Consider the following 24,856-nt stretch of genomic DNA (forward strand, 5'->3'; position numbering starts at 1 on the left):
GTAACAGGGCAAGATAATACATACGTAAGTTAGGTAAGCAAATCGGTTATGGACGAAGATCTCAACAGGACGGTGTCGGCGTTCCGCTCAGTGGTGGACGCGCTGAACCGCGCCAAGACGCACGAGCGCCTGACCGAGGCCGCCGGCGTCCGGCTCGACCGGCCCGACGTGAAGATCCTCGTCCACCTGCTGGACGCGCCCGAGCCGCGCAGGATCGGCGCGATCGCCGAGGCACTGCAGGTGGAGAGCCCTCACGTGACGAGGCACGTCGCCTCGCTGGAGCAGCGCATGCTGGTCGAGCGGGTACGTGACCCCGACGACGGCAGGGCCTGGCGCATCGCGCTGACCGAGGAGGGGGCCGAGGTGGCGAGCAGGTGCCGCCGGGTGACCACCGAGTTGTTCGAGGGTGCGCTCACGGACTGGTCGGCGGAGGACCGGGCGGAGCTGTCCCGGCTGATGGGCAAGCTCTCGGGCGACCTCTGCGCCCATCTCAAGAACCTCGTCAGCTGAGCAGCACGTCCTCGGCGCGGTGACAGGCGACCTGGCGGCCTTCCAGGTCCCTGAGCGCGGGCGGCTGCTCGCACTCCGGCGCGGCCAGCGGGCAGCGCAGCCGGAACGGGCAGCCGGTCGGGGCGGGCACGGCCTCCGTCCTGCCCTTGGCCACGGGCGGGGCGCCGCCCAGCTTCGGCACGGCGTCGCGCAGGGCCCGCGTGTAGGGGTGGGCCGGCTTCGCGAGGAGTTCGGCCGTCGGCCCCGACTCGACGACGCGGCCCGCGAAGAGCACGTGCGCGGTGCGGCACAGCCGGTCCACGACGGCGAGGTTGTGGGTGATGAGCAGGCGCTCGGTGTCGAGGGAGGCCAGCAGGTCGAGGATCCTGGCCTGGACGGTGACGTCGAGCGCGCTGGTGGGCTCGTCCAGGATGAGCAGGCGGGGGTCCACCGCCAGGGCTCTGGCGATCACCACGCGCTGGCGCTGGCCGCCGGAGAGCTGGTGGGGGCGGCGGGTGGCCAGGTCGGGGTCCAGGCCGACCTGTTCGAGGAGGTCCTTGACCCGGCCTCGCGCGGCGCGCGGCAGGGCCTCGGCGACGGAGGCGCCGATGCGCATCCTGGGGTCGAGGGCCTCGGCCTGGAACACGGGCTGGACGTCTTTCCGGAACTTCCGCATGTCCGCTTTTTTCAGCGTTTGGTCGCCGTACCAGATATTTCCGGACATGGGGGTGAGGAGGCCCAGGAACGCGCGCGCCAGGGTCGTCTTGCCCGAGCCGCTCTCCCCGATCAGCCCGACGCCGCCCTCGGTGATGTCCAGGGTCACGTCGTGCACGACCGGGGTGCGGCCGTAGCCGAGCGTCACCCGCTCGGCCCTGAGCATGGTCACGGCAGCGCCTCCAGCAGCTCGCGCGTGTACGGATGGGACGGCTCGGCCAGCACCCGCGCGGCCGGTCCCGACTCCACCACCGCGCCGTCCTTCATGACCAGCACCCGGTCGGCGATCGTCGAGACCAGGGCCAGGTCGTGGGAGACGAGCAGGAGCGCCAGCCCCCGCTCCTCCCGCAGCCTGCGCAGGACGCCGACCACCTCGGCCTGCACGGTCACGTCCAGCGCGCTCGTGGGCTCGTCGGCGAGGATCACCTCGGCGCCCAGGGCGATGGCCAGCGCGATGGCGAAGCGCTGGGCCTGGCCGCCGGAGATCTCGTGGGGGTAGCGGCGCAGGATCTCGCGGTCGAGCATGACCGCCTCCACGGCCTCCCCCATGATCTCCTCCAGCCGTCCCTTCCCGGCTGCGGGTTGTGGAGGGGTGCTGTCCTTCGGAGAAGAAGAGGGGCCGTCCTTCGGGCCGGGACGTGGGCCCGAGGGCTTGCCGACGCCGTGGAGCTTGAGGGCGCGGCGCATCAGGACGCCGAGGCGGGTGGCCGGGCTGAGGGCCGCCTGCGGCGACTGCATCACGAGTGCCACCCTGGCGCCCCGGATCTCGCGGAGCCTGCGGGGTGGCGCCGTGAGCACGTCGACGCCGCACACCCGTACATGACCTGAAATTTCGGCATCTGGGGTGAGGCCCAGCAGCGACATCAGCATGGTCGACTTGCCCGAGCCGCTCTCCCCCACGATCGCGACGCACTCGCCCTCGCGCACGTCCAGCTCCGGCACGTCGGCCACGACGCGCCCGCCATAGCGCACCCGGAGGTCGCGCACCTCGATCATCTGACCACCCTTCGCGGGTCCAGCGCGTTGCGCAGCCCCTCACCGAGCACGTTGAACGCGAACGCCGTCACCAGGATCGCCAGTCCGGGGAACGTGACCACCCACCAGTTCGTGGTGAAGAGCGTCTGCCCCTGCTGCACCATGAGCCCCCACTCCGCCGTCGGCTCCTGCGCGCCCAGCCCCAGGTACGACAGCGCCGCCGAGGTCAGGATCACGCCGCCCGCGTCGAGCGAGAGCTGGACCAGGACGGGCGTGAGCGAGTTGGGGAGGACGTGCCTGAGGATGATCAGCGGCGCGGGCACACCGAGGCACCGGGCGGCGTCCACGTAGCTGCGGGTGGCGATCGAGGCCGCCACGGAGGCCGCCAGCCGGGTGTACCAGGGCCACCAGGTCACGGCGATGGCCAGGATGACCGTGTTCACGCTGGGCTGGAGCACCACGGCCAGGGCCAGGGAGAGCAGCAGCGCGGGGAAGGCCAGGAAGATGTCCGTGATCCGCATGATCACGTCCCTGATCCAGCCGCCCGCGTACCCGGCGACCACGCCGAGCGTGACCCCGACCACCGCCGACACGGCCAGCACGGCCACGGCGATGAACAGGGAGGTGCGGCCGCCGTACAGGACTCTGGTGAGCACGTCGCGGCCGACCTGGTCGGTGCCGAACCAGTGCGCGGCGCTCGGCGGCTGCAGGTTCTCCAGCGGCTTGACCTGGTCCACCGGGTACGGCGCGAGCCACGGCGCCAGGATCGCGGCCAGGACGACCAGCACGATGAGCACCGCCCCGAACGCGGCGAACCGGTCGGGGATCCTGGGCAGGAAGGTGCGCCGCAGCGGCGCTTCGACGCTCGTCATCGGGCCCTCGCTCGCGGGTCGACGAAGCCCTGGAGGATGTCCACGACCAGGTTGGCCAGCACGTACACCAGGGCCACCAGGAGCGTGACGCCCGCGATGGCCGGGGTGTCCAGCGACTTGATCGACTCGGCGGCGTAGCGGCCCAGGCCGGGCCAGTTGAAGACCGCCTCGACGAGGAAGCCGTTGACGATCGCGTACGCGAAGACCAGGGCGATCAGCGACAGGACCGGGTTCAGGGCGGGCCTGAGGGCGAACCTGGTCAGGATGGACGTCTCGCCGAAGCCGAGCGCGCGCTCCAGCTTGGTGTGGTCCTGGCCGGACTCCTCGATGAGCGCCGCCCTGGTCATCTGGGCGATCACGCCCGTGGGGTAGGCGGCCACGACCAGCGCGGGCAGCACCAGGTGCTGGAGCGTGCTGGTGAAGATGGGCCAGTTGCCGGTGATGAGGGCGTCGACGATCGTGATGTTCGTCCAGAGGGTGAGCGGGCTGGTGGTGTCGAGCGAGGAGTCGTACTCGCCCGCGATCGGGAACCAGCCGAGGTTGCTGGCGAAGACCGTCTGGAGGGCCAGGGCCAGCCAGAAGACGGGGACGGAGACGGCCAGCATGCTGCCGACCCGAACCCCCAAATCCGGAAATTTCGCCTTGTAGCGGGCGGCGAGCACTCCGACCGGAATGCCCACGACGACCGCGATGAGCAGGGCCGTGCCGACCAGCTCCAGCGAGGCGGGGAACGCCACGTAGAGGTCGTCGAGCACCGGTTGCCGGGTGCGCAGGCTGACGCCCCAGTCGCCGGTGAGCAGGTCGCGCACGTAGTTGAGGAGCTGCACGGGGATCGGGTCGTCGAGCCCGAACCGCGCGCGCGCCGCCGCGAGCTCCTCGGGCGTGGCCTTCGGCCCGGCGAACGCGACCGCCGGATCCCCCGGCACCAGCCGCATCACGACGAACGTGAGCACGACCACGCCGGACACGACCAGGAGGGCCTGGCCGAGCCGGCGGGTCAGATAACGCGACATCGTCAGCTTGCGCGCTTCTTGAGGTCGTAGAAGAAGACCACGTTCGGATAGGCGGGGTTGTCCACGTATCCCTCGACGTCGGACGTCAGCGCGCGCTGGTAGGTCTGCACGTACGGCACGGCCACCGCCGCCTGGTCCTGGATGATCTTCTTCTGCAGGTCCTTGTACGCCTGGTCGGCCTTGAGCTGGTCAGTGGCCGTGAGCTGCGGCAGCGCGTCGATCGCCGTGTCGATGGCGGAGTCCTTCAGGTACGACAGGTTGAACTGCGGTTTGTCGGCGCTCTTGAACACGTTGACGTACCAGGAGTAGGCGTCCGGATAGTCCGGGTACCAGTACATGACGAAGATGTCCTGGCCCTGCTTCTTGCCCAGGTCCCACTGCGCGCTCCAGGTCATCGGCTTGGCCTGCAGCGACACGTTCATGCCCTTCAGCGCCGAGCTGAGCAGCGTGACCAGCAACTTCTGGTCGTCGTCGCCCTGCGCGTAGGTCATGGTGAGCTTGAGCTCGGGGTTGTCCGGGCCGTAGCCGGCCTCGGCGAGCAGCGCCTGCGCCTTGGCGAGGTCCTGCTTGGGCTCCATGTCGTTGGCGTGGCCGAGCAGCCCCTGCGGCACCAGGCCGTTGGCCTTCTGGCCGGAGCCCTTCAGCGCCGCCACCAGGCCGTCGTAGTCGATCGCGTACTGCAGGGCCTGCCGGATCCTGACGTCCTTCGCGGGCCCGCTCGCGGTGTTGAACAGCACCAGCAGGTTCTGGAACGACGGCGAGGCGGAGGTCTGCACGTTCGGGGTCGTCCCGGCCTGCTGGAAGAGCTGCGGGTTCAGCCGCTGGACGAAGTTGACCTCGCCCTTCTGCAGCAGTTGCCAGGCCGTGGTGATCTCGGGGGTGACGCGGTAGGCGACCTTCTTGTACTGCTCCGGCTTCCAGCCGCCCCAGTAGCCCTCGTACGCCTTCAGCGTGAGCTCGGTCTCCTTGCCCTTCTGCCAGGAGCCGATCGTGTACGGGCCGGTGCCGGCGTCCGACTTGCCGTCCTTGTCCACGGCGTTCACGTCGTAGATGTAGGCCGCGTAGCCGGAGGAGGCCACCAGGTCGAGCGGGGTGGCGTACTTGAGCGTGAACTTCAGCGTGGACGCGTCCACCGCGTCGATCGTCTTGACCGCGTCCCAGATGTAGGCGGCGCCGCCCTTCTTCTCGATCGTCCGCTCGATGGCCTTCTTGGCGGCCTCGGCGTCGAGCGCGGCGCCGGAGTGGAACTTGACGCCCTGCCGCAGCTTGAACGTCCACTCCTTGCCCTCGTTCGCCGAGGTCCACTCGGTGGCCAGGCGCGGCTCGGCCTTCTTCTCCTGGGAGTTGTACCTGGTCAGGCCCTCGTAGATGTTCTGCATGGCGACGATCTCGTTGGAGTACGAGGTCGCGGGGTCCCAGTCGGTGACCACGTCGAGGTTCGGCACGTACACGAACGTGCTGTCGTTGGCCTGCGCGGCCGGGGAGGCCGCCGGTTGGCTGCTGCCGCTGCTCTCGGCCGGCTTGGGGGTTCCGCCGGCCCCGCGCACCTGACCGCCCGCGCACGCGGATGCGGTCAAGGCCAGGACACCGGTGACCCCGGCGACGAGCAGACGCTTGTGCCAGCTCATGAAGGGGGGATCCTTTCGGTCTGTCACCGGGCGAGTGGTCCGGCTGCTTTGACGTGTACCCGCACGGCGGGCTCGGAGAGGTAGCTCAGCGGCACCTCGAGGAGGTCCACGATCTCTACGCCGGAGGGATCCGCCCCCGCCGCGACGGCTCGCGCCGCCGCCTCCTCCTTGGCCCTTTCGATCGCTTTTGACCGGCTATCTCCCGCAGGCAAGATCGTATCCACTCTGCCACTCGCGAGTGCGATGGCGGCGCCCACGGCGTTGGCCACTTCGGCGTGCTCGGGACGGACGACCCGGCTCGCGCCGGGGATGGCGTCGGGCAGCAGGAAGGCCCCGCCACCCACCGCGACCAGCGGTCTGTCCGTTTTGCCGAGCGCCATCCGGTCCACCGCGTCGATGATCATCTCGTCCGCGACGGCCACCGCTCTTTGCAGGGTGTCTGCCATTCTTTCCGACATGTCACCCGAGTCGCGCGCCCGGACGGCGGCCTCGAGGCGCTCGCGCCAGCCGGCCGCCTCGTCCGGGGTCCGGCCCGCCGCCACCGCCGCGTCGGTCATCGTCACCGTGGAGCCGCCGAACACGAGCGCCTCCCTGACGATCCGGTAACCCACCGAGTCGGGGCCGATGCCCGGATTGCGGACAACCGTGCCGCCGCCGAGCGCGATGGCCAGGATGTCGGGCATGCGGAAGTTGGTCAGCACCCCGCCGATCTCGACCGCCGCCGCCGACTCCCTCGGGAAGCCGCCCACCAGCACGCCGAGATCGGTGGAGGTGCCGCCGACGTCCACCACGATCGCGTCGGCGACCCCCGACAGGTACGCGGCGCCGCGCAGGGAGTTCGCCGGACCTGAGCCGATCGTGGAGACCGGCAGCCGGGCGGCGTGCTCCAGCGTCATGAGCGTGCCGTCGTTCTGCGCCAGGTACGGCTTCGCGCCCAGGCCCCGTTCGGCCAGCGCGGTGACCAGGGCCTCGGTCACGTGGGCGGCGACGCCGTACAGGGCGGCGTTGAGCACGGTGGCGTTCTCGCGCTCCAGCAGCCCGAGCGAGCCGATCTCGTGGCTCACCGAGACCGGCAGGCCGTACTCGGCCTTGATCAGCTCCTCGACGACGCGCTCGTGATCGCCGCTGGCCGGGCTGAACACGCCGGTGACCGCCACGGCGTCGGCCTCCAGGCCGTCCAGGAAACGGCGCACGGCGTCGAGCCCCGGCGGGCCGATCTCGCGGCCGTCCACGTAGTGGCCGCCGGGCACGATCGCCTCCCCCGCCGAGACGGCCGCGCGCAGGTCGCCGGGCCAGCCGGACAGCGGCGGGACGGAGGTGGTGGCGGGCGCGCCGAGCCGCAGCACGGCGACGCGACCGAGGTTGCGCCGCTCGAGGAGGGCGTTGGTCGCGTGCGTGGTGCCGAGCATGACCCGGCCGATCCGCGTTCGGCCCTCTCCGTCCTCGCCGAGCTCGCCGAGGACCGCGTCCAGGGCGGCCCGCAGCCCTTCCGTCACGTCCGGCGTGGTCGGCCGCTTGGCCTTGGCGATCACTCTGCCGTCGGCGTCGAGCACCACCGCGTCCGTGTTCGTGCCGCCGACGTCGATCCCCACCCGCAGGTCAGCCATGCGCCGTCAGCTCCTCGACGGGAACGTAGTCCAGGTCGTAGCCGAACGCCCGCGGCCCGGCCGTCTCCAGGCCCTTGGGGGTGCGCCAGAGCGGGTCGCACGGCCAGGCGAGCACCGTGACGCGCTGGCCGTACCTGAGCCCCTCGGTCTGGACGGCGGCGGCCGTCTCGGTGTCCACGACGGTGATGAGGTCGGGCACGATGGCCCGCACCCGGCCGTCCTCCAGGGCGACCAGGTTCTCGTTCTGCAACTCCAGGGTGAGGCGGCGGCCCCGGTCCTCGCCGGTGCCCTCGATCGTGGCCGTCCCCCGGACGAACCCGCCCGTGGTGCGCCGCTCCACGTCCGTCAGCTTGCCGGTGATCAGCCGGGCGGCGCCCAGGCTCCCCTGGAGCGCGCCGAGCGGGTCCGCCGCACCCTCCGTGGCCCTGCCGATCTCGATGGCGCGGGTCACCGTGCCCTCGATGACCGCGCCTCTGGCCCGTACGGTGGTGAGCACGTAGTCGGCCATGAGCGCGGACGAGCCCGCGGCCACGCAGACGGCCCTGGCCAGCCGTTCCGACCAGAGGCCGTCGACCGGGCGGATGGTCACCACGTTGCCGACGATGTCAGACATGATCACCAGGTCGGCCGGGAGCCCCGCCACGTACATCGACACCATCTGGACCTCGGGGAACGCCCGCCCCATGCCGTCGGCGTCGAGCAGCGGCAGGCCGAGCCGGGCGGCCCAGGCGACGGGCGCGACCCCGTTGGAGCCGCCGATCTCGGAGGACATGATCGCGCTCGGGGGACGGCCGAAGAGGCGTTCGATCTCCTCGGCGATGCGCTTGGGCTCGTCCGCGCTGTGGATCATCTCGTGGCTCACGGTCGGAGCCCCGATGCCCGACAGCGGCACGATCAGCGCGTCGTCGTCCAGGTCGTCCAGGCCGATCAGCGGGACCTCGCCGTACTCGCGGACGGCCCCGATCGCCGCCAGCGATCCGGTACGCACGTCACCACCGCCCCCGGTGCCCAGGACGGCGCACCCGCGGGCGAGCGCCGGAATATCGCTCTCGTCAATATTCATATGGCGACACAACCAAGCACACTTCATCTCATTTAGCCAGTCCAGGGCATGTGCTGGCGCCTGGGCCACGGCCCTTGATACATCTGAGGTCGGAACGGGAGGGCACATGCGGATTTCGGTGGCCGCCGACAGCAAGGACGGGGTGGCCGAGCGGGTCGTGTCGGAGCTGCGCAGGCGGGGGCACGAGGTGGTCACCCACGGCGCGCTCAGCGAGGAGGAGCGCGACGACTGGGCGTGGGCCTCCGAGCTGGCCGCCCGCGACGTGCGCGAGGGGCGGGCCGACCAGGCGGTGGTCTGCTGCTGGACCGGCACGGGCGCCTCGATCGCGGCGAACAAGGTGCCCGGGATCCGCGCGGCGCTGTGCGTGGACGCCTACACGGCCGACGGGGCCAGGAAGTGGAACGACGCCAACGTGCTGGCGCTCAGTCTGCGGCTCACGTCCGAGGTGGTGCTCGACGAGATCCTCGACGCCTGGCTGGCGGGACGGCCGAGCGCCGAGTCCGCCGACGTGGCGAACATCTCCCACCTGGACGAGATCTGACTAATCTGTATAGGCATGCCGAACTTACACTGTACGCACTGCGGTGAGGAGGGGCTCGAGGCCGGGTTCATCCGAGACTCGGGCGAGAACTCTCCTGGCTTCGCCAGATGGGTCGAGGGCGCGCTGGAGCGCGGGATCTTCGGCGGCGCCAAGCTGATGGGCCGGCCGAAGTGGGAGATCGACGCCTACCGCTGCCGATACTGCTACCACGTGGAGCTTTTCGCGGCCCGCCGCGACTGAGCGCGACCGTCCATGACCGGCCGTGACTTAACGTGACCGGTCGCGGCCGAGAAACGGCAAGATCTTCCGCGCGGCGCCGCCCGTGAACGTGACCAGTCTCGGCCGATCCCGGCCGGGAGGCGGAAATCGTCGGCATCGCCGTTTAGGGTGCTTGCCATGACCGACGTGCTGCTCCGCGGCGGGCACCCCTGGGGGCGCGACGCCCCCGCCGACATCCTCGTCCGTGACGGCCGGATCCACCTCGTCGCCCCAGGCGTCGAGGCGCCGGACGCCCGGATCGTGGACATCGCCGGGCAGCTCGTGCTGCCCGGTCTCGTCGAGGCGCACTGTCACCTCGACAAGACCCTCTACGGCGGCCCGTGGGTGCCCCACTCGGCCGACGACACGCTGGCCGGGCGCATCGGAAACGATCTCGGCCGCCGCGCGGAGCTGGGCGTGCCGAGCGCCGAGCGGATCGGCGCGCTGCTGGCGCGCATGAGCGCGGCGGGCACGGCCCACGTCCGCACCCACACCGACATCGACCCCCAGGTGGGGCTGCGGGGCGTGGAGGCCGTGCTCGAGGCGGCCGCCTCCTCCCCCGTCGACGTTCGGCAGGTGGCCTTCCCCCAGCACGGCGTGCTGATCAACCCCGGCACGGCCGAGCTGCTCGAAGAGGCGCTGAAGAGCGGCGTGGAGGCGGTCGGCGGCCTCGACCCGGCGGGCATCGACCGCGACCCCGTACGCCACCTCGACCTGGTCTTCGGCCTGGCCGAGCGCTACGGCGCCCACCTCGACCTCCATCTGCACGACGGCGGCTCGCTCGGCGGGTGGGAGCTCGAGCTCATCACCGAGCGCACCAGGGCGCTGGGGCTGGGCGGCCGGGTGACGGTCAGCCACGCTTACGCGCTCGGCCAGCTCGACGACGCCTGCCAGGACCGCCTGGTCCAGGGGTTCGCCGAGGCGGGCGTCGCCATCGCGACCGCGGCCGTCTACAGCTTCCCCGTGCCACCGATCAAGAAGCTGCGGGCCGCGGGCGTCACCGTGGCCTGCGGCCACGACGGCATCCGCGACCTGTGGGGGCCCTACGGCAGCGGCGACATGCTGGAGCGGGCGATGCACGTCGCCTACCGCAGCACGTTCCGCAGGGACGAGGACATCGAACTGGCGCTGGAGGCCGCCACCTACGGCGGCGCCCGCGCGCTCGGGCTGGAGTCGTACGGCCTGTCCCCGGGCGACCGGGCCGACCTGGTCGTGGTGCCGTGCGGGGGCGCGGCGGAGGCCGTGGTCGTTCACCCTGCGCGCACTCTGGTCATGAAAGACGGCGTCGTCCTGCACAATTGACCGGCGGGACCATCGAAAGGCAGGCAAGTGCTCTCTATTCACCAGCGGATCGCGGCAGAGCTGGGCGTACGCGACGGCCAGGTGCAGGCGGCCGTCGAGCTGCTCGACGGCGGCGCCACCGTGCCGTTCATCGCGCGATACCGCAAAGAGGTCACCGGCACCCTCGACGACGCGCAGCTGCGCACGCTCGAAGAGCGCCTGCGCTACCTGCGCGAGCTGGAGGAGCGGCGGGCGGCGATCCTTGAGTCGATCGAGTCTCAGGGCAAGCTCGACGACGAGCTGCGCGAGCAGATCATGGCGGCCGAGACCAAGGCCCGGCTCGAGGACATCTATCTGCCGTACAAACCCAAGCGGCGCACCAAGGCGCAGATCGCCCGCGAGCTCGGCCTGGAGCCGCTGGCCGACCAGCTGCTCGGCGACCCGGCGCTCGACCCCGCCGCCACGGCCGAGGGCTTCGTCACCGAGGGCGTGGCCGACGCGGGCGCGGCGCTGGAGGGGGCCAGGGCGATCCTGATCGAGCGGTTCGCCGAGGACGCCGACCTGATCGGCGGCCTGCGCGAGCAGCTCTGGAGCCGCGGGCAGCTGGTGTCGAACGTTCGCGAGGGCAAGGAGGAGGCGGGGGCCAAGTTCTCCGACTACTTCGAGTTCGGCGAGCCGTTCACGAAGCTGCCCTCGCACCGGATCCTGGCGATGTTCAGGGGCGAGAAGGAGGAGGTGCTGTCGGTCGCGCTGGAGCCGGACGACAGCCCCGAATACGAGATGCGCATCGCGTCCCGGTTCGGCGTCTCCGACCAGGGGCGGCCGGCCGACAAGTGGCTGGGCGAGACCGTGCGCTGGGCCTGGCGCACCCGCATCCTCGTGCACCTCGGCATCGACCTGCGGATGCGGCTGTGGCAGGCGGCCGAGGAGGAGGCGGTGCGGGTCTTCGCGGCCAACCTGCGCGACCTGCTGCTCGCCGCCCCCGCCGGGAGCCGGGCGACCATGGGCCTCGACCCCGGTCTGCGTACGGGGGTCAAGGTCGCCGTGGTCGACGCAACGGGCAAGGTCGTCGAGACCGCGACCATCTACCCCCACGAGCCCAAGCGGCAGTGGGACCAGTCGCTGGCCGTCCTGGGCGCGCTCGCGCAGCGCCACGGGGTCGAGCTGATCGCCATCGGCAACGGCACCGCCTCCCGCGAGACCGACAAGCTGGCCGGTGACCTGGTCAAGCACATGCCGTCGATCACCAAGATCGTCGTCTCCGAGGCCGGGGCCTCGGTCTACTCGGCCTCGCCGTACGCGTCGCAGGAACTGCCCGAGCTCGACGTGTCCCTGCGCGGTGCGGTGTCGATCGCCCGCCGGCTCCAGGATCCGCTGGCCGAGCTGGTCAAGATCGACCCCAAGTCCATCGGCGTCGGCCAATATCAGCACGACCTGGCGGAGTCCAAGCTCTCCCGCTCGCTCGACGCGGTGGTCGAAGACTGCGTCAACGCCGTCGGGGTCGACGTCAACACCGCCTCGGCGCCCCTGCTCACGCGCGTGTCCGGCATCGGCTCCACGCTGGCCGAGAGCATCGTCCGCCACCGCGACTCCAACGGCCCCTTCCGTACGCGCGCCGCGCTCAAGCAGGTGCCCCGGCTCGGGCCCAAGGCGTTCGAGCAGTGCGCGGGCTTCCTGCGCATCCGCGAGGGCGACGACCCGCTCGACGTGTCGAGCGTGCACCCGGAGGCCTACCCGGTGGTCCGCCGGATCCTCACCTCGGCCAAGACCGACCTCAAGTCGCTGATCGGCAACACCGCGGCCCTGCGCTCGATGAAGCCCGAGACCTTCACCGACGAGACGTTCGGCCTGCCGACGGTCACGGACATCCTGCGCGAGCTGGAGAAGCCCGGCCGCGACCCGCGTCCCGCCTTCAAGACCGCCGTCTTCAAGGAGGGCGTCGAGAAGCTCTCCGACCTGTCCTCGGGCATGATCCTGGAGGGCGTGGTCACCAACGTCGCCGCCTTCGGCGCCTTCGTGGACATCGGCGTCCACCAGGACGGCCTGGTCCACGTCTCGGCCATGTCGCGAACCTTCGTCAAGGACCCGCGTGACGTGGCCAAGCCCGGCGACATCGTCCGCGTCAAGGTCCTCGACGTCGACATCCCCCGCAAGCGCATCTCCCTGACCCTGCGCCTGGACGACGAGACCCCCGCCCAGTCACCGGGCGACGGCTCCCGCCGAGGCGGCGGCCGCGGAGAGGGCAACCGCGGTGACGGGGGTCGCGGCGAGGGCGGCCGCAGAGACGGCGCACGCGGTGACGGTGCACGTGGCGATGGTGCACGCGGTGACGGCGGGCGCGGCGACGGGAAGGGCAACGGCGGCCAGCGCGACCGCACCCAGGGCCGCGGCGACGACCAGCGCGGCCGGGGAGACGGCGGCCGTGGGGACGGCGGCCGTCGCGGCGGAGGCGGCGGAGGCGGCGGAGGCGACCAGCGCGGTCGCGGAGACGGCCAGCGCGGCGGCCAGCGCCGCCAGGACCGCCCGGCCCCGACCGGCGCCATGGCCGAAGCCCTCCGCAAGGCAGGCCTCACCGACTAACCCACCGCCAACCCACCGGCCCCTCCGCGGAACCACTCCGCGCGAGGGGCCACCGCGTCCTACCCACACCCCTCCCGCCAGCGCAGCCGCCGCACACACACCCACCACCGGACACCACCCGCGCAAGGGCCACGGCGTCCCACCCACCCGCCCTCCCTCCCACGCAGCCGACGCACCGCCGCACACACACCCACCACCCGACACCACCCGCGCAAGGGGCCACGAGCGTGCCACCCCACCGTCCTCCCGTCGGCGCAGCTGACTCGCCGCCTCGCGCACACCCGCCGGACATCCCCCGCGCGCGCCGTACCCGCACGCGGACCGCCGATGCGGCCACCTGGGCCGTTCGCGTGGAGGTGCCGTGTGCGGCGCGAGTCGATGACCTGGGCCGGGCGACCGGGCAGTGTGCCGACGCGCGCTGAGGGCCGGCCGGGGCGATACGGTCGAAGTGTGAGCACGACAGCCTTCACCACAGCGATCGCCCAGGCCCGCGACCTCCTCCGATGGTGCTCGCCGCTGAGGACCGAGCTGTGGGCGGCGCGGCTCGCCGCCGATCTCGAGCCGGACCAGGTGGAGCCCTTCCTGCGGCAACTGTCCGGGGACGGCAGGACGGAGGCGCGGCTCGCGCTCGCGGCCCTGGCGGCGGTCGACCCGGCCGCCGAGGCACGCCCGGCGTCCGACGCGCAACTCGCGTCCGATGCAGGACCCGTATCCGATACACCCCTCGCATCCGATGCACGGCCCGCGTCCGGCGAAGGTCCTGCGGCCGATGTGAGCCCGGAGTCCGGAGCAGGTGCTCGGGGCGGGGTGGGGTCTCAGGGCCAGGCGGTGGCGAGCGTGTACGTGAGGGCCGCTGACGGCGTCGTGGCGACGCTGCCCGGGTGGGTGCGGCGGATGGGGCGGGTGGCATGTGAGGGCGGCTGGTACGGCAAGGCGGACCCGTACGGCGAGCAGGCCCTCGCGGCCCTGTCGTTCCGGTACGAGAACGGCAAGGAGCCGCACCTCCTCGTCGTCGCCATCGACCAGGTGAACGGCGGTCTGGCGGTGGACGCGGTGGTCGAGGAGGTGAAGTTCCTCGATGACCTGGGCCTGCGGGCCGAGGAGCCGGGGGCGGTCGCGGGGCGGGTGCTGGACGCGTTCGAGCTGGGCGACCGGATCATGGGGGCGCTGGTCGCCGACACGCTGCCCGCCGTGCGGCCGGTCGCGCTCTCCAGGGCCCGCGCGGTGCCCGATCTCGTACGCCCGGCGCCCGACGACACCGTGAGCCGGTTCCGCGAACTGCCGGACCTGCCCGGGGCGCGGGAAGCGTTCGAGAAGCTTGCCGAGTTCGTGGGCGATCGTCCTCTGTGGTGGAGCCCGGCGCGGGTCACCCAGTTCCTGTCGTCCTGGTTGCCCAGGGAGGCCATCCTGTCGGAGGCGGGGATCGCGGCGATGCCGGAGGTGGTGCGGGCCTGGAGCCGGTTCTGCGGAGCGCATCCCGCGGTGCTCGCCCAGGTCGAGGCGGACGCGCCGCGGCTGCCCGCCCTCATGGCCGACGAGTCCTTGGCGAGCCTCGGCAAGCGCATCGCCAAGAACCGCCTCTGACGCCGACGTTCCGGTGATCCACGGCTACGGTTGCGCGAAGGGGCGTAGTCCATGGATGGCAAAGGTCAGCAGCCGTTCGCCCTGCACGGGCGTCGTCTGCTCGCCCCACGCGAGAGCGAGCGCGTTGATCAAGGTTTGACATGCTCCTCCCCGTGAGCGGGGAGAATTCTCATGGCCGCTACGCGGCCACCCCTCGCGGGGCGGGCGTGGTCTCACTATGAGTGGCTTGACGCTTCACAGGCCCCAGTACCGCAAGGCCTCCACGTCCGTTTACCGCCTGTCCGACGGCTGAGTTGTACCGGTACACCTGGGTACGGGCGGCATTGGTGTCGGCGTTGCCGATCCACCCGCAAGCTGGGTTTTTGCACACGAACCTGGCCTGGGATTGCCGTGATCCCCGGGTGATCGTGTGGCACTGGTGGCATTCCCGGCTGGTGTTCACCGCCGGGATGCAGGCGACTTTTCCGCCCTTGTCGAGGGCTTTGTAGGTGAGGAACTCGGCGGTGCGCGACCATGCCTCACCGGCGATGGCCCGGTTCAGGCCACGTTTTTGGGCGACGTTCGTCCCCGGTTCCTCCACGGTGCCCGATGCGGCGGCCATCATGTTCTTGACCTTGAGGTCCTCGAGCACGATCACGCTGTAGCGGTCGGTGAGTTCCGCGGTGGTCTGGTGTTGCCAGTCGATCACCCGGCGCTTGGCTCTCGCGCGCAGGCTGGCGATCTGGTCATAGGTTCTCTTCAACCGGTTCGAGGTCGGCCGGCCCGGCTTGGCGGCCCGTTTCTGGCGGGCGGCCTTGCGTTCCAGCCGGAGCAGACGCTCGGCCTCCTTGTGCGACAGCCACTGCTCGCGGTGGCGGATCTTCTCCCCTGAAGCCAGGGCCAGGGGGACGGTGATACCCCGGTCGATCGCGGTCACCGGCCCCGCATGCGGGACCGGAGGCATTTCCATCGTCTGGGTGCGGAAGATGATGTGCCAGCCGTCGCTCTCCTTGACCAGCCGAGCACCGGTGATCTTCCCGTCGGCGGAGGACCTGGTGATGCCGGGCAGGTCCTTGGTCCACCGGAACCGGACCCGGCCCAGTTTGGGGATGTTGACCTCGCCCCACCGCCGGTTGACCCGGGTGATGTGCAGATCCCGCCCCTGCGGAACATCCACGGCCATCCGGGACCGAAAACGCCCTTTGAACTTCGGCCGCTCAGCGGGATGGTCGGGGTTGAAGAAGTTCGCCCACGCCTGCCGATAGGTCTTGAGCACAGCTTGGGAAGCTTGCGCGGGCAGGTCCTTCAACCAGTCGATGTCCCTGCGCGCCTGTCGGATCGCCTCATCGCAGTCTTTTAGTGTGGCGAAGCGGCCCTGCCGGAAGGTGTAGTACTCGTGCAGCAGGTTCCACAACGCCCGCGCGTTGTGCGCCTGGCCATCCAGGATGGCCGACTGGTGACTGTCCAGCTCCAGGCGCGCCGCATGAGCGCGGTTGCGTTTATCCAGCTCCACAAACCACATTTTATCGTTTGGTGTATGTCACCGAGGTGGAAACCGAATCCCGAAATCAGAACGGGTCGCCATAGCGTTCACGAGCTCACCGCGCATTTGGTGTTCGTCACCAAATATCGGCGTAACTTCGTCACCGATGAGATGCTCACCCGCTGCGAGCAGATCATGAAGGAGGTGTGTGAGAAGTTCGCATGCGAACTTGCCAAGTTCAACGGCGAGGACGACCATGTGCACCTTCTCGTCCGCTACCCGCCCAAGGTGGCTCTGAGCGTCCTCGTTAACAGCCTCAAAGGGGTGTCGGTCCGCTACCTGCGCCAGGAATACGCCGCTCACGTCCGCACATACTTGTGGGGCGGGCACTTCTGGTCCCGCTCCTACTACGCGGGCGCGACCGGCGCCGCGAACCTGACCACCGTCCGCGCGTACATCCAGTCCCAGGACCGACCCCAGAAATGACACAAGACCGGGCGCGTGGTCACGCTCAGTCCAGGGCGTGCTCAGGCCCCGGAGGGGCCTTCCCGCGCGGGCCTTCACCTCCCACCTAAGAGTGGGAGCACTGGCCCGCATCGAGGTAGAAGTCCGAGGCGGTGGCGGTGGCGGTGGCGGTGGCGGCGGTGGCGGGGCGTACGGCGCCGGCCGCCTGCGCGCGTTCGAGCAGCCGTTCGCCGGCGGTCAGCACGGCCTGGCAGGCGGCGTGCAGCTCCGAGGTCTCGTCCTCGATGCTGCGCATGAGCGAGGTGGCCAGCCCCCGGTCCATCGCCGCATGCGCGATCCCCGCGCGCGCCCAGCTGATCGCCTCGTGAGCGTCCGGGTGGTCGAGGAGGTTGGCCTCCGGCCGGCCGGTCCGCGCCCTCGTCCGCGACCCGGACGCCCCGGCGGCCCAGGCGCTGAAGGCGAAGGGCGCCGAGCTACGCGTTGGAGACCTCGACGACACCGGCTCGCTCGCGGAAGCGGCGGCCGGCGCGTACGGCGTCTTCGGCGTCACGCCCGACGACGACGACCTCGACCGGGAGATCCGCCGTGGCCGCGCCCTCGTCGACGCCGCCGCCGCGGCTGGAACCTCCCACTTCGTGTTCACCTCGGTCGGCGGCGCCGACCGAGGCGCCGGCCTGCCCTACTGGGACAGCAAGTGGCAGATCGAGCAGCACCTACGCGCGTCCGGCCTGCCCGCGACGATCCTGCGGCCGGTCCGGTTCATGGAGAACCACACCATTCCCGGCCTGCCCGTCGGCGGGATCGCAGGCGGCGAGCTCAGGCACCTCTTCGGCCCGGACACGCCGGTGCAGCTCATCGCCGCCGCCGACATCGGCGTCTTCGCCCGCCTCGCCTTCTCCCACCCGCGGGACTACCTCGGGCAGGCGATCGAGATCGCCGGGGACGAGCTGACCCCCAGGTGGACGGTGGAGCTGATCAGCCGGAGCCTCGGGCGCGAGATCACCTACCGGCAGCTGCCCATCGGCTCTCTCGGGCTCGGTCCGGACGCCGAGAGCGCCTTCGCGGACGAGCGCGGACTGTGGCGCGCCGACATCGCGGCGTTGCGCGAACGCCACCCCGGTCTCCTGGACTTCCGCACCTGGCTCCGGGACGGCGGCACCGAGCAGATCCGGGCCCTGCTCACCTGAGCTGCGCGGACGCGCTCGACAGGAGCATGTCGAGGGCCGTGGGGTAGGCGCTGTCGTTCATCTCGGCCACCAGCAGCGGCGCCGTCGCGGCGATGTTCGGGTGCGTACGGGCGGGCAGCCGCGCGTACGTGGCCTGCCACACCTCCTCGTCCGCCTCCCGCGCCGCCTTGGGCAGGGCCAGCGTGGCGGCGTCGAGGATGGCGAAGGCCAGGCTCTGGTCGATGAACGCGTGATAGATCCGCACCGCGTCCCCGTCCGCGAATCCGGCACCGCGCAGGATGCCGATGATGGTCTCGTCCCCCGCCACCTCGTTCGGCCGGCCGGTGACCCGGCTGGCGGTCAGCACCGCGGCCTGCGGGTGCGCCAGGTACGCGTGGTGGATGCGCAGGCCCAGCTCGCGCAGGTCGGCGCGCCAGTCGCCAGTAGGCCGCCAGTCGGCCATCGCCGTGCCGAACAGCTCGTCCGCGATCGCCAGCACCAGGTCGTCCATGCCGCGGAAATAGCGGTAGACCGTGCTGGCGTCCGCGCCCAGGGCCAAGCCCAGGCGGCGGGCGGACAGCCCCGCGGCCCCGTGCTCGCGGAGCATGCGGAGCGAGGTCTCCACGATGAGCTGATGGGTGAGGACCTGCCCGTGTTTGGTGGGGCGGCGCCGCCTGCGCGCCGTCTCCGGCACCACTCGCTTGGCCACGAGTACGGCCTCCTTATGCCAACGCCATTGACGTTGACGAGCCTACCCAAGTTAAATTCTCGACACACCCCCCAAAACAGCATTAAAAGGGGACTTATCGTCATGCGTATCCTTCTCGTTGGAGCCGGCGGTGTGGGAACCGCCATCACCCGGATCGCCGCCCGCCGCCCTTTTCTCGACCACATGGTGGTCGCCGACTACGATCTCCCCCGCGCCAAGGCCGCCGTCGCCGCGCTGGGCGAGCAGGCGGACCGGTTCACCCCTGTCAAGATCGACGCGGCCGACCGGGCCGCGGTCACCGCGCTGCTGAAAGAGCACCGGTGCGACGTCCTCCTGAACGCCACCGACCCCCGATTCGTGTTGCCGCTGTTCGACGCGGCCCTCGCGGCCGACGCCGACTACCTCGACATGGCCATGTCGATGTCCAGGCCGCACCCCGACCGCCCGTACGAGGAGGTGGGGGTCAAGCTGGGCGACGACCAGTTCGCCCGCGCCGGCGAGTGGGCCGCGCAGGGCCGGCTGGCGCTGGTCGGCATGGGCGTGGAGCCCGGCCTGGCCGACGTGTTCGCGCGCTACGCCGCCGACGAGCTCTTCGACGAGATCGAGGAGATCGGCATCAGGGACGGCGCCAACCTGACCGTCGACGGCTACGAGTTCGCCCCGTCGTTCAGCATCTGGACCACCATCGAGGAGTGCCTCAACCCGCCGGTCATCTACGAGAAGGACCGCGGCTGGTACACCACCGAGCCGTTCAGCGAGCCCGAGATCTTCGACTTCCCCGACGGGATCGGCCCCGTGGAGTGCGTCAACGTCGAGCACGAGGAGGTCATGCTGGTCCCCCGGTGGATCCCGGCGCAGCGGGTCACCTTCAAGTACGGGCTCGGCGAGGACTTCATCGGCAAGCTCAAGACCCTGCACGCGCTCGGCGTGGACCGCACCGAGCCGGTCGCGGTCCGGACCGACGACGGCACCGCCAGGGTGTCGCCGCGCGACGTGGTGGCCGCCGTGCTGCCCGACCCGGCGGGCCTCGGCGACCGTATGCGGGGCAAGACCTGCGCCGGGACCTGGGTGAAGGGCGTCAAGGACGGGCGGCCCCGCGAGGTGTACCTCTACCACGTGGTGGACAACCAGTGGTCGATGCGCGAGTACGGCTCCCAGGCAGTGGTCTGGCAGACCGCCGTGAACCCGGTCGTGGCCCTGGAACTGATGGCGAACGGGGTCTGGAAGGGCACGGGCGTGCTGGGGCCCGAGGCGTTCGAGCCGGGCCCGTTCCTGGACCTCCTGGTGGAGTACGGGTCACCCTGGCGCATGCGCGAACAGTGAGCGCGAGATCATGGAGGCGTAACGACCCGCACGACGAAGGGCAGCGCCTTGAGCATCGCCGACGACCCCGACCGCGCACCGGCCCGCTCCCACTTGTACGCCATGGGCTGGTCGGAGGAGGACATGCGCCGCCCGGTGGTCGGCATCGCCTCCACCTGGACCGGCACGATGCCGTGCAACCTCACCCACCGTGAGCTGGCCGCCCACGTGGCCGAGGGGGTGCGCGCGGCGGGCGGCACGCCGATGGAGTTCAACACGATCGCGGTCTCCGACAACCTCACGATGCACACCCCCGGAATGCGCACGTCGCTGGTCAGCCGCGAGGTCATCGCCGACTCGATCGAGCTCATGGGCCGCGCGCACGGCTTCGACGCGCTGGTGGTCATCGTGGGCTGCGACAAGACCGTGCCGGCCGGGATCATGGCGCTCGCCCGCCTGGACGTGCCCGCCGTCATCCTCTACAGCGGCACGATGATGCCCGGCAGGTGGCGCGGACGAGACGTCACGATCCAGGACATGTGGGAGGCCCTCGGCGAGCGCGCCGTCGGCCGCCTCGACCAGGCGGAGCTGGACGACCTGGCCAAGCACGCCTGCCCGGGCGCCGGCACCTGCGCCGCCCAGTACACCGCCAACACCATGGCCAGCGTCGCCGACTTCCTCGGCCTGGCGCCGTTCGGGGTGGGTGACATCCCGGCGGTGGCGGAGGAGAAGAACGCCGCGGCCCGGCGGGTCGGCGAGATCGCCATGGAGGCGCTGGCCCGCGACGCCCGCCCCTCGCGGGTGCTGACCGCGGACGCCCTGCACAACGCGATCGTCTCGGTCGCCGCCATGGGCGGCTCCACCAACGCCGTCCTGCACCTGCTGGCCATCGCCCGCGAGGCGGGGCTGCCGCTGCGCATCGACGAGATCGGCGAGGTCTGCCGCCGGGTCCCGATCATCACGGGGCTCAAGCCGAGCGGCGGCGACCACACGGCCCTGGACCTGTGGCGGGCCGGCGGCACCTCGCTGGTGGTGCGCCGCCTGCTGGAGGCCGGGCTGCTGCGCGAGAACGCCACGCTGGTGGACGGCCGCACGCTGGCGGAGGTCGCGGCCGACGCCGAGGAGACGCCGGGGCAGGAGGTGGTGGCGAGCGTGGCCGAGCCGTTCAAGCCTCGCGGCGCGCTGGCCATCCTCCGGGGCTCGCTGGCGCCCGACGGCTGCGTGCTCAAGCTGGGCGGCAAGGACGACTTCCGCCACGAGGGCCCGGCCAAGGTGTTCGACTCGGAGCACGACTGCTACGTCGCCATCCAGGAGGGTCACATCGTGCCGGGCGACGTCATCGTCCTGCGTTACGAGGGCCCCGCGGGTGGTCCCGGCATGCAGGAGATGCTCTCGATCACGGGTCCGCTCGTCGGCCGCGGCCTCGGCGCCTCGGTGGCGCTGGTCACCGACGGGCGCTTCAGCGGGGTCTCGCACGGGCGCGTCGTCGGGCACGTGGCGCCGGAGGCGTACCACGGCGGACCGATCGCGCTGGTGCGCGACGGTGACACGGTGGTCATCGACAGCGCGGCGGGGGCGATCGAGCTGGTGGTGCCGGAGGAGGAGCTGGCGCTGCGCCGCGCCTCGTGGAAGCGGCCCGAGAGAGAGGTCGAGCGGGGGGTGCTGACCAAGTACATGGCGACGGTGGCCTCCGCCTCGGACGGCGCCGTCACCGCCTGATCCGGGTCGAGCAGGCGGCGCGGGCCGCTATGCTGCGCAGTGACGTACTCGAGTCGTTGTTAGGAGATTTGCGCGATGTACAAGGAGTTCGCTGTCGAGGCCGTGATGTGGCTCGTTCCGGTCGCGGTGCTGATCGGGGTGGCACTCCTCGTCACCGCGTGAGCCAGGGGCCCAGCCGGGGGTCGGCCCGGCCCCTGGCGGCCGCTTGACACGGAGCCGCGCGTTGGGCTTGACGTTGTAGAGCGTCCTGTACGAGATGTTCCGGACCCGGACCTTGATCCGGCACGTGTCTCTGCACCGGCCGAAGTAGACCTTGGTGCGGATGAGCTGGGCGCCGGCGGGCGCCGCCATGAGTGTGGTGGTGGCGGCGGCAAAGAAGATCCGATACGAAACGGTTATCCGTTCTCCCACAAGGCCAGCGGGCTACCCGGTGAAGCTCCCGGGCTCGTTGAGCTCGGCGATGGCCAGCTCGGCCGTGGTGCGGATGTCGAAGAACTTGTCGAGCGCGGTGATCGCGAACAGGTGCTTGCACCGGCCGTTCAGCCCCGCCAGCAGCAGCCGGCCGCCCGAGGCGGTGACGGCCTTGTGCAGGTAGACCAGCACGGACAGGCCGGAGGAGTCACAGACGCTGACCGCCTGCATGTCGATGACGAGCATCGGGGGCTGGGTGAGATCGAGGGCCTTGGTGACACGGTCACGGACCTCGGCGGCAGACCCGAAGTCGAAGTCCCCCGTCAGTCGCGCGATGACACAGGGTCCCTGGAGCCCGAGGCTTATCGACAAGGCCTGCTCCGAAGTCACCCAGCTCCACCTACCTGCATTGCTTGCCCGATCCACCTACTTTACGAGAAGTAGCGCTTCGGGTTGAACACCAGCATCTGCTCAATCTGGTCGTCGGTCACACCCGAGTCCAGGAGTGCGGCCAAGACGTCGTCGTGGATGTGATCGTAGCGCCAGTTCGGCGCGAGCGTTGAGCGGGCCTCGTCCCAGGCGCCGCCGAAGTAGTCCATGAAGCACGCCGTGTCGTGGCTGAGGACCATGCGATCGGCGTATCCGCGCCGGCACAGCTGCGCCACCGTGGCCACCCGCTGCGCGGTCGGGTTGTACGGATCCAGCCCGAACCGGTCCATCCCCAGCGTCGCGCCCGTGTCGGCCAGGCGCATGAGGTAGTCGAGGTCGTTGCTGTCGCCCGCGTGCCCGACGACCACCTTCGCCAGGTCGACGCCCTCCTTGGCGAACAGGTCGAGCGCTATCAGCCCGCTCTGCGTGAAGGAGTTCGTGTGGATGGTGATCGGCGCGCCGGTGCGCAGGTGCGCCTGCGCGACGGCCCGGCAGATGCGCTCGACGCCGGGCGTCAGGCCCTTCTGCTCGACCACGCACTTCAGGAACGCCGCCTTCACGCCGGTGTCGGCGATGCCCTCGGTGAGGTCGCGGACGAAGTCGTCGATCATCGGGTCCGGCATGTCGATGAACAGGCCGGGGCCGCGGTGCTCGTACTGGTGGGGCAGCTCCTCGAAGGAGTAGATGCCGGTGGCGACCACGATGTTCAGGCCGGGCACCTGCTCGGCGACGCGCTGGATGCGCGGGATGTAGCGGCCGAGGCCCCACACCGTCGGGTCGACGATCGTCCGCACGCCCTTCGCGGCCACCGCGTTCAGCTTGGCGACCGCATCCGCCACCCGGGCCTCCTCGTCCCACCAGGCACCTCTGCCGTAGTTGTCGAGGTGCTCGGTGGCGAGGACGAACACGTGCTCGTGCATGAGCGTCTGCCCGAGCTCCTCGACGTCTACGGGGCCGCGAATGGTGGGGACGGTGGCCATGGGCGCCTCCATACCGGCTGGTCGGTGTGCGCCACCGTAGGCTCCCTCCGGACCTCCGTCAACCAGCCACTCCGGCCGTGGCGAGGCGGCGGAACAGCGGCTCGGGCCGGGGCAGCCGCTCGCCGGCGACCGCAGCCGCCACCCGAGCCGCCGCCGTCGGCAGGAAGGGCTCCAGCTGTACGGCCAGCGTCCGGCACGCGTGCACCAGCGTCCCCAGCGCGGCCTCCTGCCCGGCCCGGGGCTGCCGCCACGGTTGAGTCCGCTCGACGTACCTGTTGGCCTCCTCGACGAGCGCCCAGACGGCCGTCGCCGCCCGCCGGAAATCGAATGCCTCCAGCGCCTCGTCCACCGGCACCGCGGCCAGTTCCTCCCCGGCCGGGGGCACGTGGCCGTCCAGGAAGCGGTGGACCATGGTGACGACCCGGTTGACCAGGTTCCCCAGGCCGTTGGCCAGGTCCTCGTCCGCCCGGGCGACCAGCCGTTCCTCGGTGAAGTCGGCGTCGCCCACGCGCGGCACCTCGCGCAGCAGCCACCACCGCACGGCATCGACCCCGTACGCGTCCACGAGCGCCACCGGATCGGCCGCGCCGCCCGACGACTTGCTGATCTTGCGGCCGCCCACCGTGAGGTAGTCGTGCACGAAGATCTCCGTGGGCAGCGGCTCGCCCGCGGAGAGAAGCATCGCCGGCCAGTACACCGCGTGGAACCGGATCACGCCCTTGCCCATCAGGTGCACCTTGCGCCGCTCGGAGACCCACCAGCGGTCGTAGTCGTCGCCTTCGAGCGCGGTGACGTAGTTGGCCAGCGCGTCCCACCACACGTACACCACCTGGTCCGGGTCGCCGGGCACGGGGATGCCCCACCCGCGGGCGCGGGCGGCGGAGCGCGAGACGCTGATGTCGTCCAGCCCGGCCTCGATGAACGCCAGCACCTCGTTCCGCCGCGCGACCGGCTCGATCCTGAGCCGCCCGCCGCGGATGAGCTCGCTCAGGGCGTCCTGGTAGCGGGAGAGCCGGAAGAACCAGTTGTGCTCGGAGACGCGCTGCAGCGGCGCCTCGTGCCCGTCGGGACAGGGGCCTTCCGGGTAGAACTGCTCGCAGCCCACGCAGTAGAGCCCCTCGTAGTGCCGCTGGTAGAGGTCGTGCCCGGTCGCCTCCCAGATCCGCTCGACCCCGGCCCGGTGCCCGGGGTGGACGCTCGTCCGGATGAACGAGTCGAACGACAGGTCCAGCGGCCCCCGCAGCCCTTCGAACGCGGCCGCGTTCCGGTCCACCAGCTCCCGCACCGGCACGCCCGCCGCCTCGGCGGCCAGCACGTTCTTCAGCGAGTTGTCGTCGGTCCCGGTCTGGAACCGCACCCGCTCGCCGCGCCGCCGGTGGTGCCTGGCCAGCACGTCGGCCTGCACGAGCTCCAGAGCGTGCCCGAGGTGAGGGCGGGCGTTGACGTACGGGATGGTCGTCGTGAGATACATCAGGTGCCTCCAAGGGGCCCCGAACACGACGAGAGGCCCCGCTCGCAGGGCCTCGACAAGACGTCGCCGACGAAACCCCCTAAGGGGCCATCATCTTCGGCGAGATCGTCATGCCGCCCATGCTAACGACGTGCACC

At 71.0% G+C, this 24,856-nt stretch carries 23 protein-coding genes; 10 read left to right on the forward strand and 13 right to left on the reverse strand.

Going from position 1 to position 24,856, the window contains the following annotated elements; translation table 11 throughout:
• Positions 1-48 precede the first annotated feature (48 nt).
• On the forward strand, positions 49-510 hold the full coding sequence (locus tag ACWDRB_RS29840; RefSeq protein ID WP_449899114.1) for a MarR family winged helix-turn-helix transcriptional regulator: 462 nt from the start codon (positions 49-51) through the stop codon (positions 508-510).
• On the opposite strand, the gene ACWDRB_RS29845 is transcribed toward ACWDRB_RS29840, so the two are convergent.
• The 7 genes from ACWDRB_RS29845 to ACWDRB_RS29875 are packed head-to-tail and all read right to left on the reverse strand — an operon-like array spanning position 503 to position 8,361.
• Positions 503-1,369 (reverse strand): ABC transporter ATP-binding protein, encoded by an 867-nt coding sequence (locus ACWDRB_RS29845; RefSeq protein ID WP_449899533.1) that lies wholly within the window; start codon positions 1,367-1,369, stop codon positions 503-505. The two genes, ACWDRB_RS29840 and ACWDRB_RS29845, sit on opposite strands and share 8 nt — an antisense overlap.
• Positions 1,370-1,371: 2 nt before the next feature.
• Positions 1,372-2,199 (reverse strand): ATP-binding cassette domain-containing protein, encoded by an 828-nt coding sequence (locus ACWDRB_RS29850; protein WP_449899117.1) that lies wholly within the window; start codon positions 2,197-2,199, stop codon positions 1,372-1,374.
• Positions 2,196-3,050 (reverse strand): ABC transporter permease, encoded by an 855-nt coding sequence (locus ACWDRB_RS29855; protein ID WP_449899119.1) that lies wholly within the window; start codon positions 3,048-3,050, stop codon positions 2,196-2,198. Before ACWDRB_RS29855 ends, ACWDRB_RS29850 begins: the two co-directional genes overlap by 4 nt.
• Positions 3,047-4,063 (reverse strand): ABC transporter permease, encoded by a 1,017-nt coding sequence (locus ACWDRB_RS29860; protein WP_355199431.1) that lies wholly within the window; start codon positions 4,061-4,063, stop codon positions 3,047-3,049. Before ACWDRB_RS29860 ends, ACWDRB_RS29855 begins: the two co-directional genes overlap by 4 nt.
• Positions 4,064-4,065: 2 nt before the next feature.
• Positions 4,066-5,691: an ABC transporter substrate-binding protein gene (locus tag ACWDRB_RS29865; RefSeq protein ID WP_449899121.1), complete on the reverse strand. Its 1,626-nt coding sequence runs from the start codon at positions 5,689-5,691 to the stop codon at positions 4,066-4,068.
• A 23-nt stretch (positions 5,692-5,714) separates the two neighbouring features.
• Positions 5,715-7,298, reverse strand: a complete 1,584-nt coding sequence (locus tag ACWDRB_RS29870; protein WP_449899123.1) for a hydantoinase/oxoprolinase N-terminal domain-containing protein — start codon at positions 7,296-7,298, stop codon at positions 5,715-5,717.
• The gene (locus tag ACWDRB_RS29875) at positions 7,291-8,361 is read right to left on the reverse strand and encodes a DUF917 domain-containing protein (RefSeq protein WP_449899125.1); all 1,071 of its coding nucleotides are present in this window, start codon (positions 8,359-8,361) and stop codon (positions 7,291-7,293) included. Before ACWDRB_RS29875 ends, ACWDRB_RS29870 begins: the two co-directional genes overlap by 8 nt.
• A gap of 106 nt (positions 8,362-8,467) precedes the next feature.
• Here ACWDRB_RS29875 and ACWDRB_RS29880 point away from each other — a divergent pair, with 106 nt between their 5' ends.
• From ACWDRB_RS29880 to ACWDRB_RS29900, 5 genes are all read left to right on the forward strand, one after another.
• Entirely contained in the window at positions 8,468-8,902 is a 435-nt protein-coding gene (locus tag ACWDRB_RS29880; RefSeq protein ID WP_355199435.1) for an RpiB/LacA/LacB family sugar-phosphate isomerase, read from the forward strand.
• Between the two features lie 15 nt (positions 8,903-8,917).
• Positions 8,918-9,142, forward strand: coding sequence for a hypothetical protein (locus ACWDRB_RS29885; protein WP_350728090.1), 225 nt, complete (start codon positions 8,918-8,920; stop codon positions 9,140-9,142).
• 156 nt (positions 9,143-9,298) lie between these two features.
• Positions 9,299-10,462, forward strand: a complete 1,164-nt coding sequence (locus tag ACWDRB_RS29890; RefSeq protein WP_449899128.1) for an amidohydrolase — start codon at positions 9,299-9,301, stop codon at positions 10,460-10,462.
• A gap of 27 nt (positions 10,463-10,489) precedes the next feature.
• Positions 10,490-13,021: a Tex family protein gene (locus ACWDRB_RS29895; protein ID WP_449899130.1), complete on the forward strand. Its 2,532-nt coding sequence runs from the start codon at positions 10,490-10,492 to the stop codon at positions 13,019-13,021.
• A gap of 450 nt (positions 13,022-13,471) precedes the next feature.
• The gene (locus ACWDRB_RS29900) at positions 13,472-14,605 is read left to right on the forward strand and encodes a hypothetical protein (RefSeq protein WP_449899133.1); all 1,134 of its coding nucleotides are present in this window, start codon (positions 13,472-13,474) and stop codon (positions 14,603-14,605) included.
• A gap of 178 nt (positions 14,606-14,783) precedes the next feature.
• Here the strand turns inward: ACWDRB_RS29900 and ACWDRB_RS29905 are convergent, their stop codons facing one another.
• A complete protein-coding gene (locus tag ACWDRB_RS29905) occupies positions 14,784-16,097 on the reverse strand; it encodes an RNA-guided endonuclease InsQ/TnpB family protein (protein WP_449899134.1) in 1,314 nt (437 codons plus the stop codon).
• 24 nt (positions 16,098-16,121) lie between these two features.
• Between ACWDRB_RS29905 and tnpA the strand changes: the two genes are divergently transcribed.
• Positions 16,122-16,553: an IS200/IS605 family transposase gene (gene tnpA / locus ACWDRB_RS29910; protein WP_449899136.1), complete on the forward strand. Its 432-nt coding sequence runs from the start codon at positions 16,122-16,124 to the stop codon at positions 16,551-16,553.
• A gap of 85 nt (positions 16,554-16,638) precedes the next feature.
• Here the strand turns inward: tnpA and ACWDRB_RS29915 are convergent, their stop codons facing one another.
• Positions 16,639-17,031, reverse strand: a complete 393-nt coding sequence (locus tag ACWDRB_RS29915; protein ID WP_449899139.1) for an SbtR family transcriptional regulator — start codon at positions 17,029-17,031, stop codon at positions 16,639-16,641.
• Between ACWDRB_RS29915 and ACWDRB_RS29920 the strand changes: the two genes are divergently transcribed.
• Positions 16,922-17,719 (forward strand): NmrA/HSCARG family protein, encoded by a 798-nt coding sequence (locus ACWDRB_RS29920; protein WP_449899141.1) that lies wholly within the window; start codon positions 16,922-16,924, stop codon positions 17,717-17,719. The genes ACWDRB_RS29915 and ACWDRB_RS29920 overlap by 110 nt on opposite strands.
• Here ACWDRB_RS29920 and ACWDRB_RS29925 read toward each other — a convergent pair.
• A complete protein-coding gene (locus tag ACWDRB_RS29925; RefSeq protein WP_449899143.1) occupies positions 17,712-18,407 on the reverse strand; it encodes a TetR/AcrR family transcriptional regulator in 696 nt (231 codons plus the stop codon). The two genes, ACWDRB_RS29920 and ACWDRB_RS29925, sit on opposite strands and share 8 nt — an antisense overlap.
• 102 nt (positions 18,408-18,509) lie before the next feature.
• Here ACWDRB_RS29925 and ACWDRB_RS29930 point away from each other — a divergent pair, with 102 nt between their 5' ends.
• Both ACWDRB_RS29930 and ilvD read left to right on the forward strand, forming a co-directional pair.
• Positions 18,510-19,730 carry a saccharopine dehydrogenase family protein gene (locus ACWDRB_RS29930; RefSeq protein ID WP_449899145.1) on the forward strand — a complete coding sequence of 407 codons (1,221 nt, stop codon included), beginning with the start codon at positions 18,510-18,512 and terminating at the stop codon, positions 19,728-19,730.
• Positions 19,731-19,778: 48 nt separating this feature from the next.
• Positions 19,779-21,428 (forward strand): dihydroxy-acid dehydratase, encoded by a 1,650-nt coding sequence (ilvD, locus tag ACWDRB_RS29935; RefSeq protein ID WP_449899147.1) that lies wholly within the window; start codon positions 19,779-19,781, stop codon positions 21,426-21,428.
• A gap of 423 nt (positions 21,429-21,851) precedes the next feature.
• Here the strand turns inward: ilvD and ACWDRB_RS29940 are convergent, their stop codons facing one another.
• Genes ACWDRB_RS29940 through ACWDRB_RS29950 form a run of 3 tightly spaced genes read right to left on the reverse strand, consistent with a single transcriptional unit; the run spans position 21,852 to position 24,719 of the window.
• Positions 21,852-22,229: an STAS domain-containing protein gene (locus ACWDRB_RS29940; protein WP_449899150.1), complete on the reverse strand. Its 378-nt coding sequence runs from the start codon at positions 22,227-22,229 to the stop codon at positions 21,852-21,854.
• 41 nt (positions 22,230-22,270) lie between these two features.
• The gene (locus ACWDRB_RS29945) at positions 22,271-23,248 is read right to left on the reverse strand and encodes a phosphotriesterase family protein (protein ID WP_350728101.1); all 978 of its coding nucleotides are present in this window, start codon (positions 23,246-23,248) and stop codon (positions 22,271-22,273) included.
• A gap of 58 nt (positions 23,249-23,306) precedes the next feature.
• The gene (locus ACWDRB_RS29950) at positions 23,307-24,719 is read right to left on the reverse strand and encodes a methionine--tRNA ligase (protein ID WP_449899153.1); all 1,413 of its coding nucleotides are present in this window, start codon (positions 24,717-24,719) and stop codon (positions 23,307-23,309) included.
• Positions 24,720-24,856 lie beyond the last annotated feature (137 nt).

It is taken from the genome of Nonomuraea sp. NPDC003707, assembly GCF_053587055.1.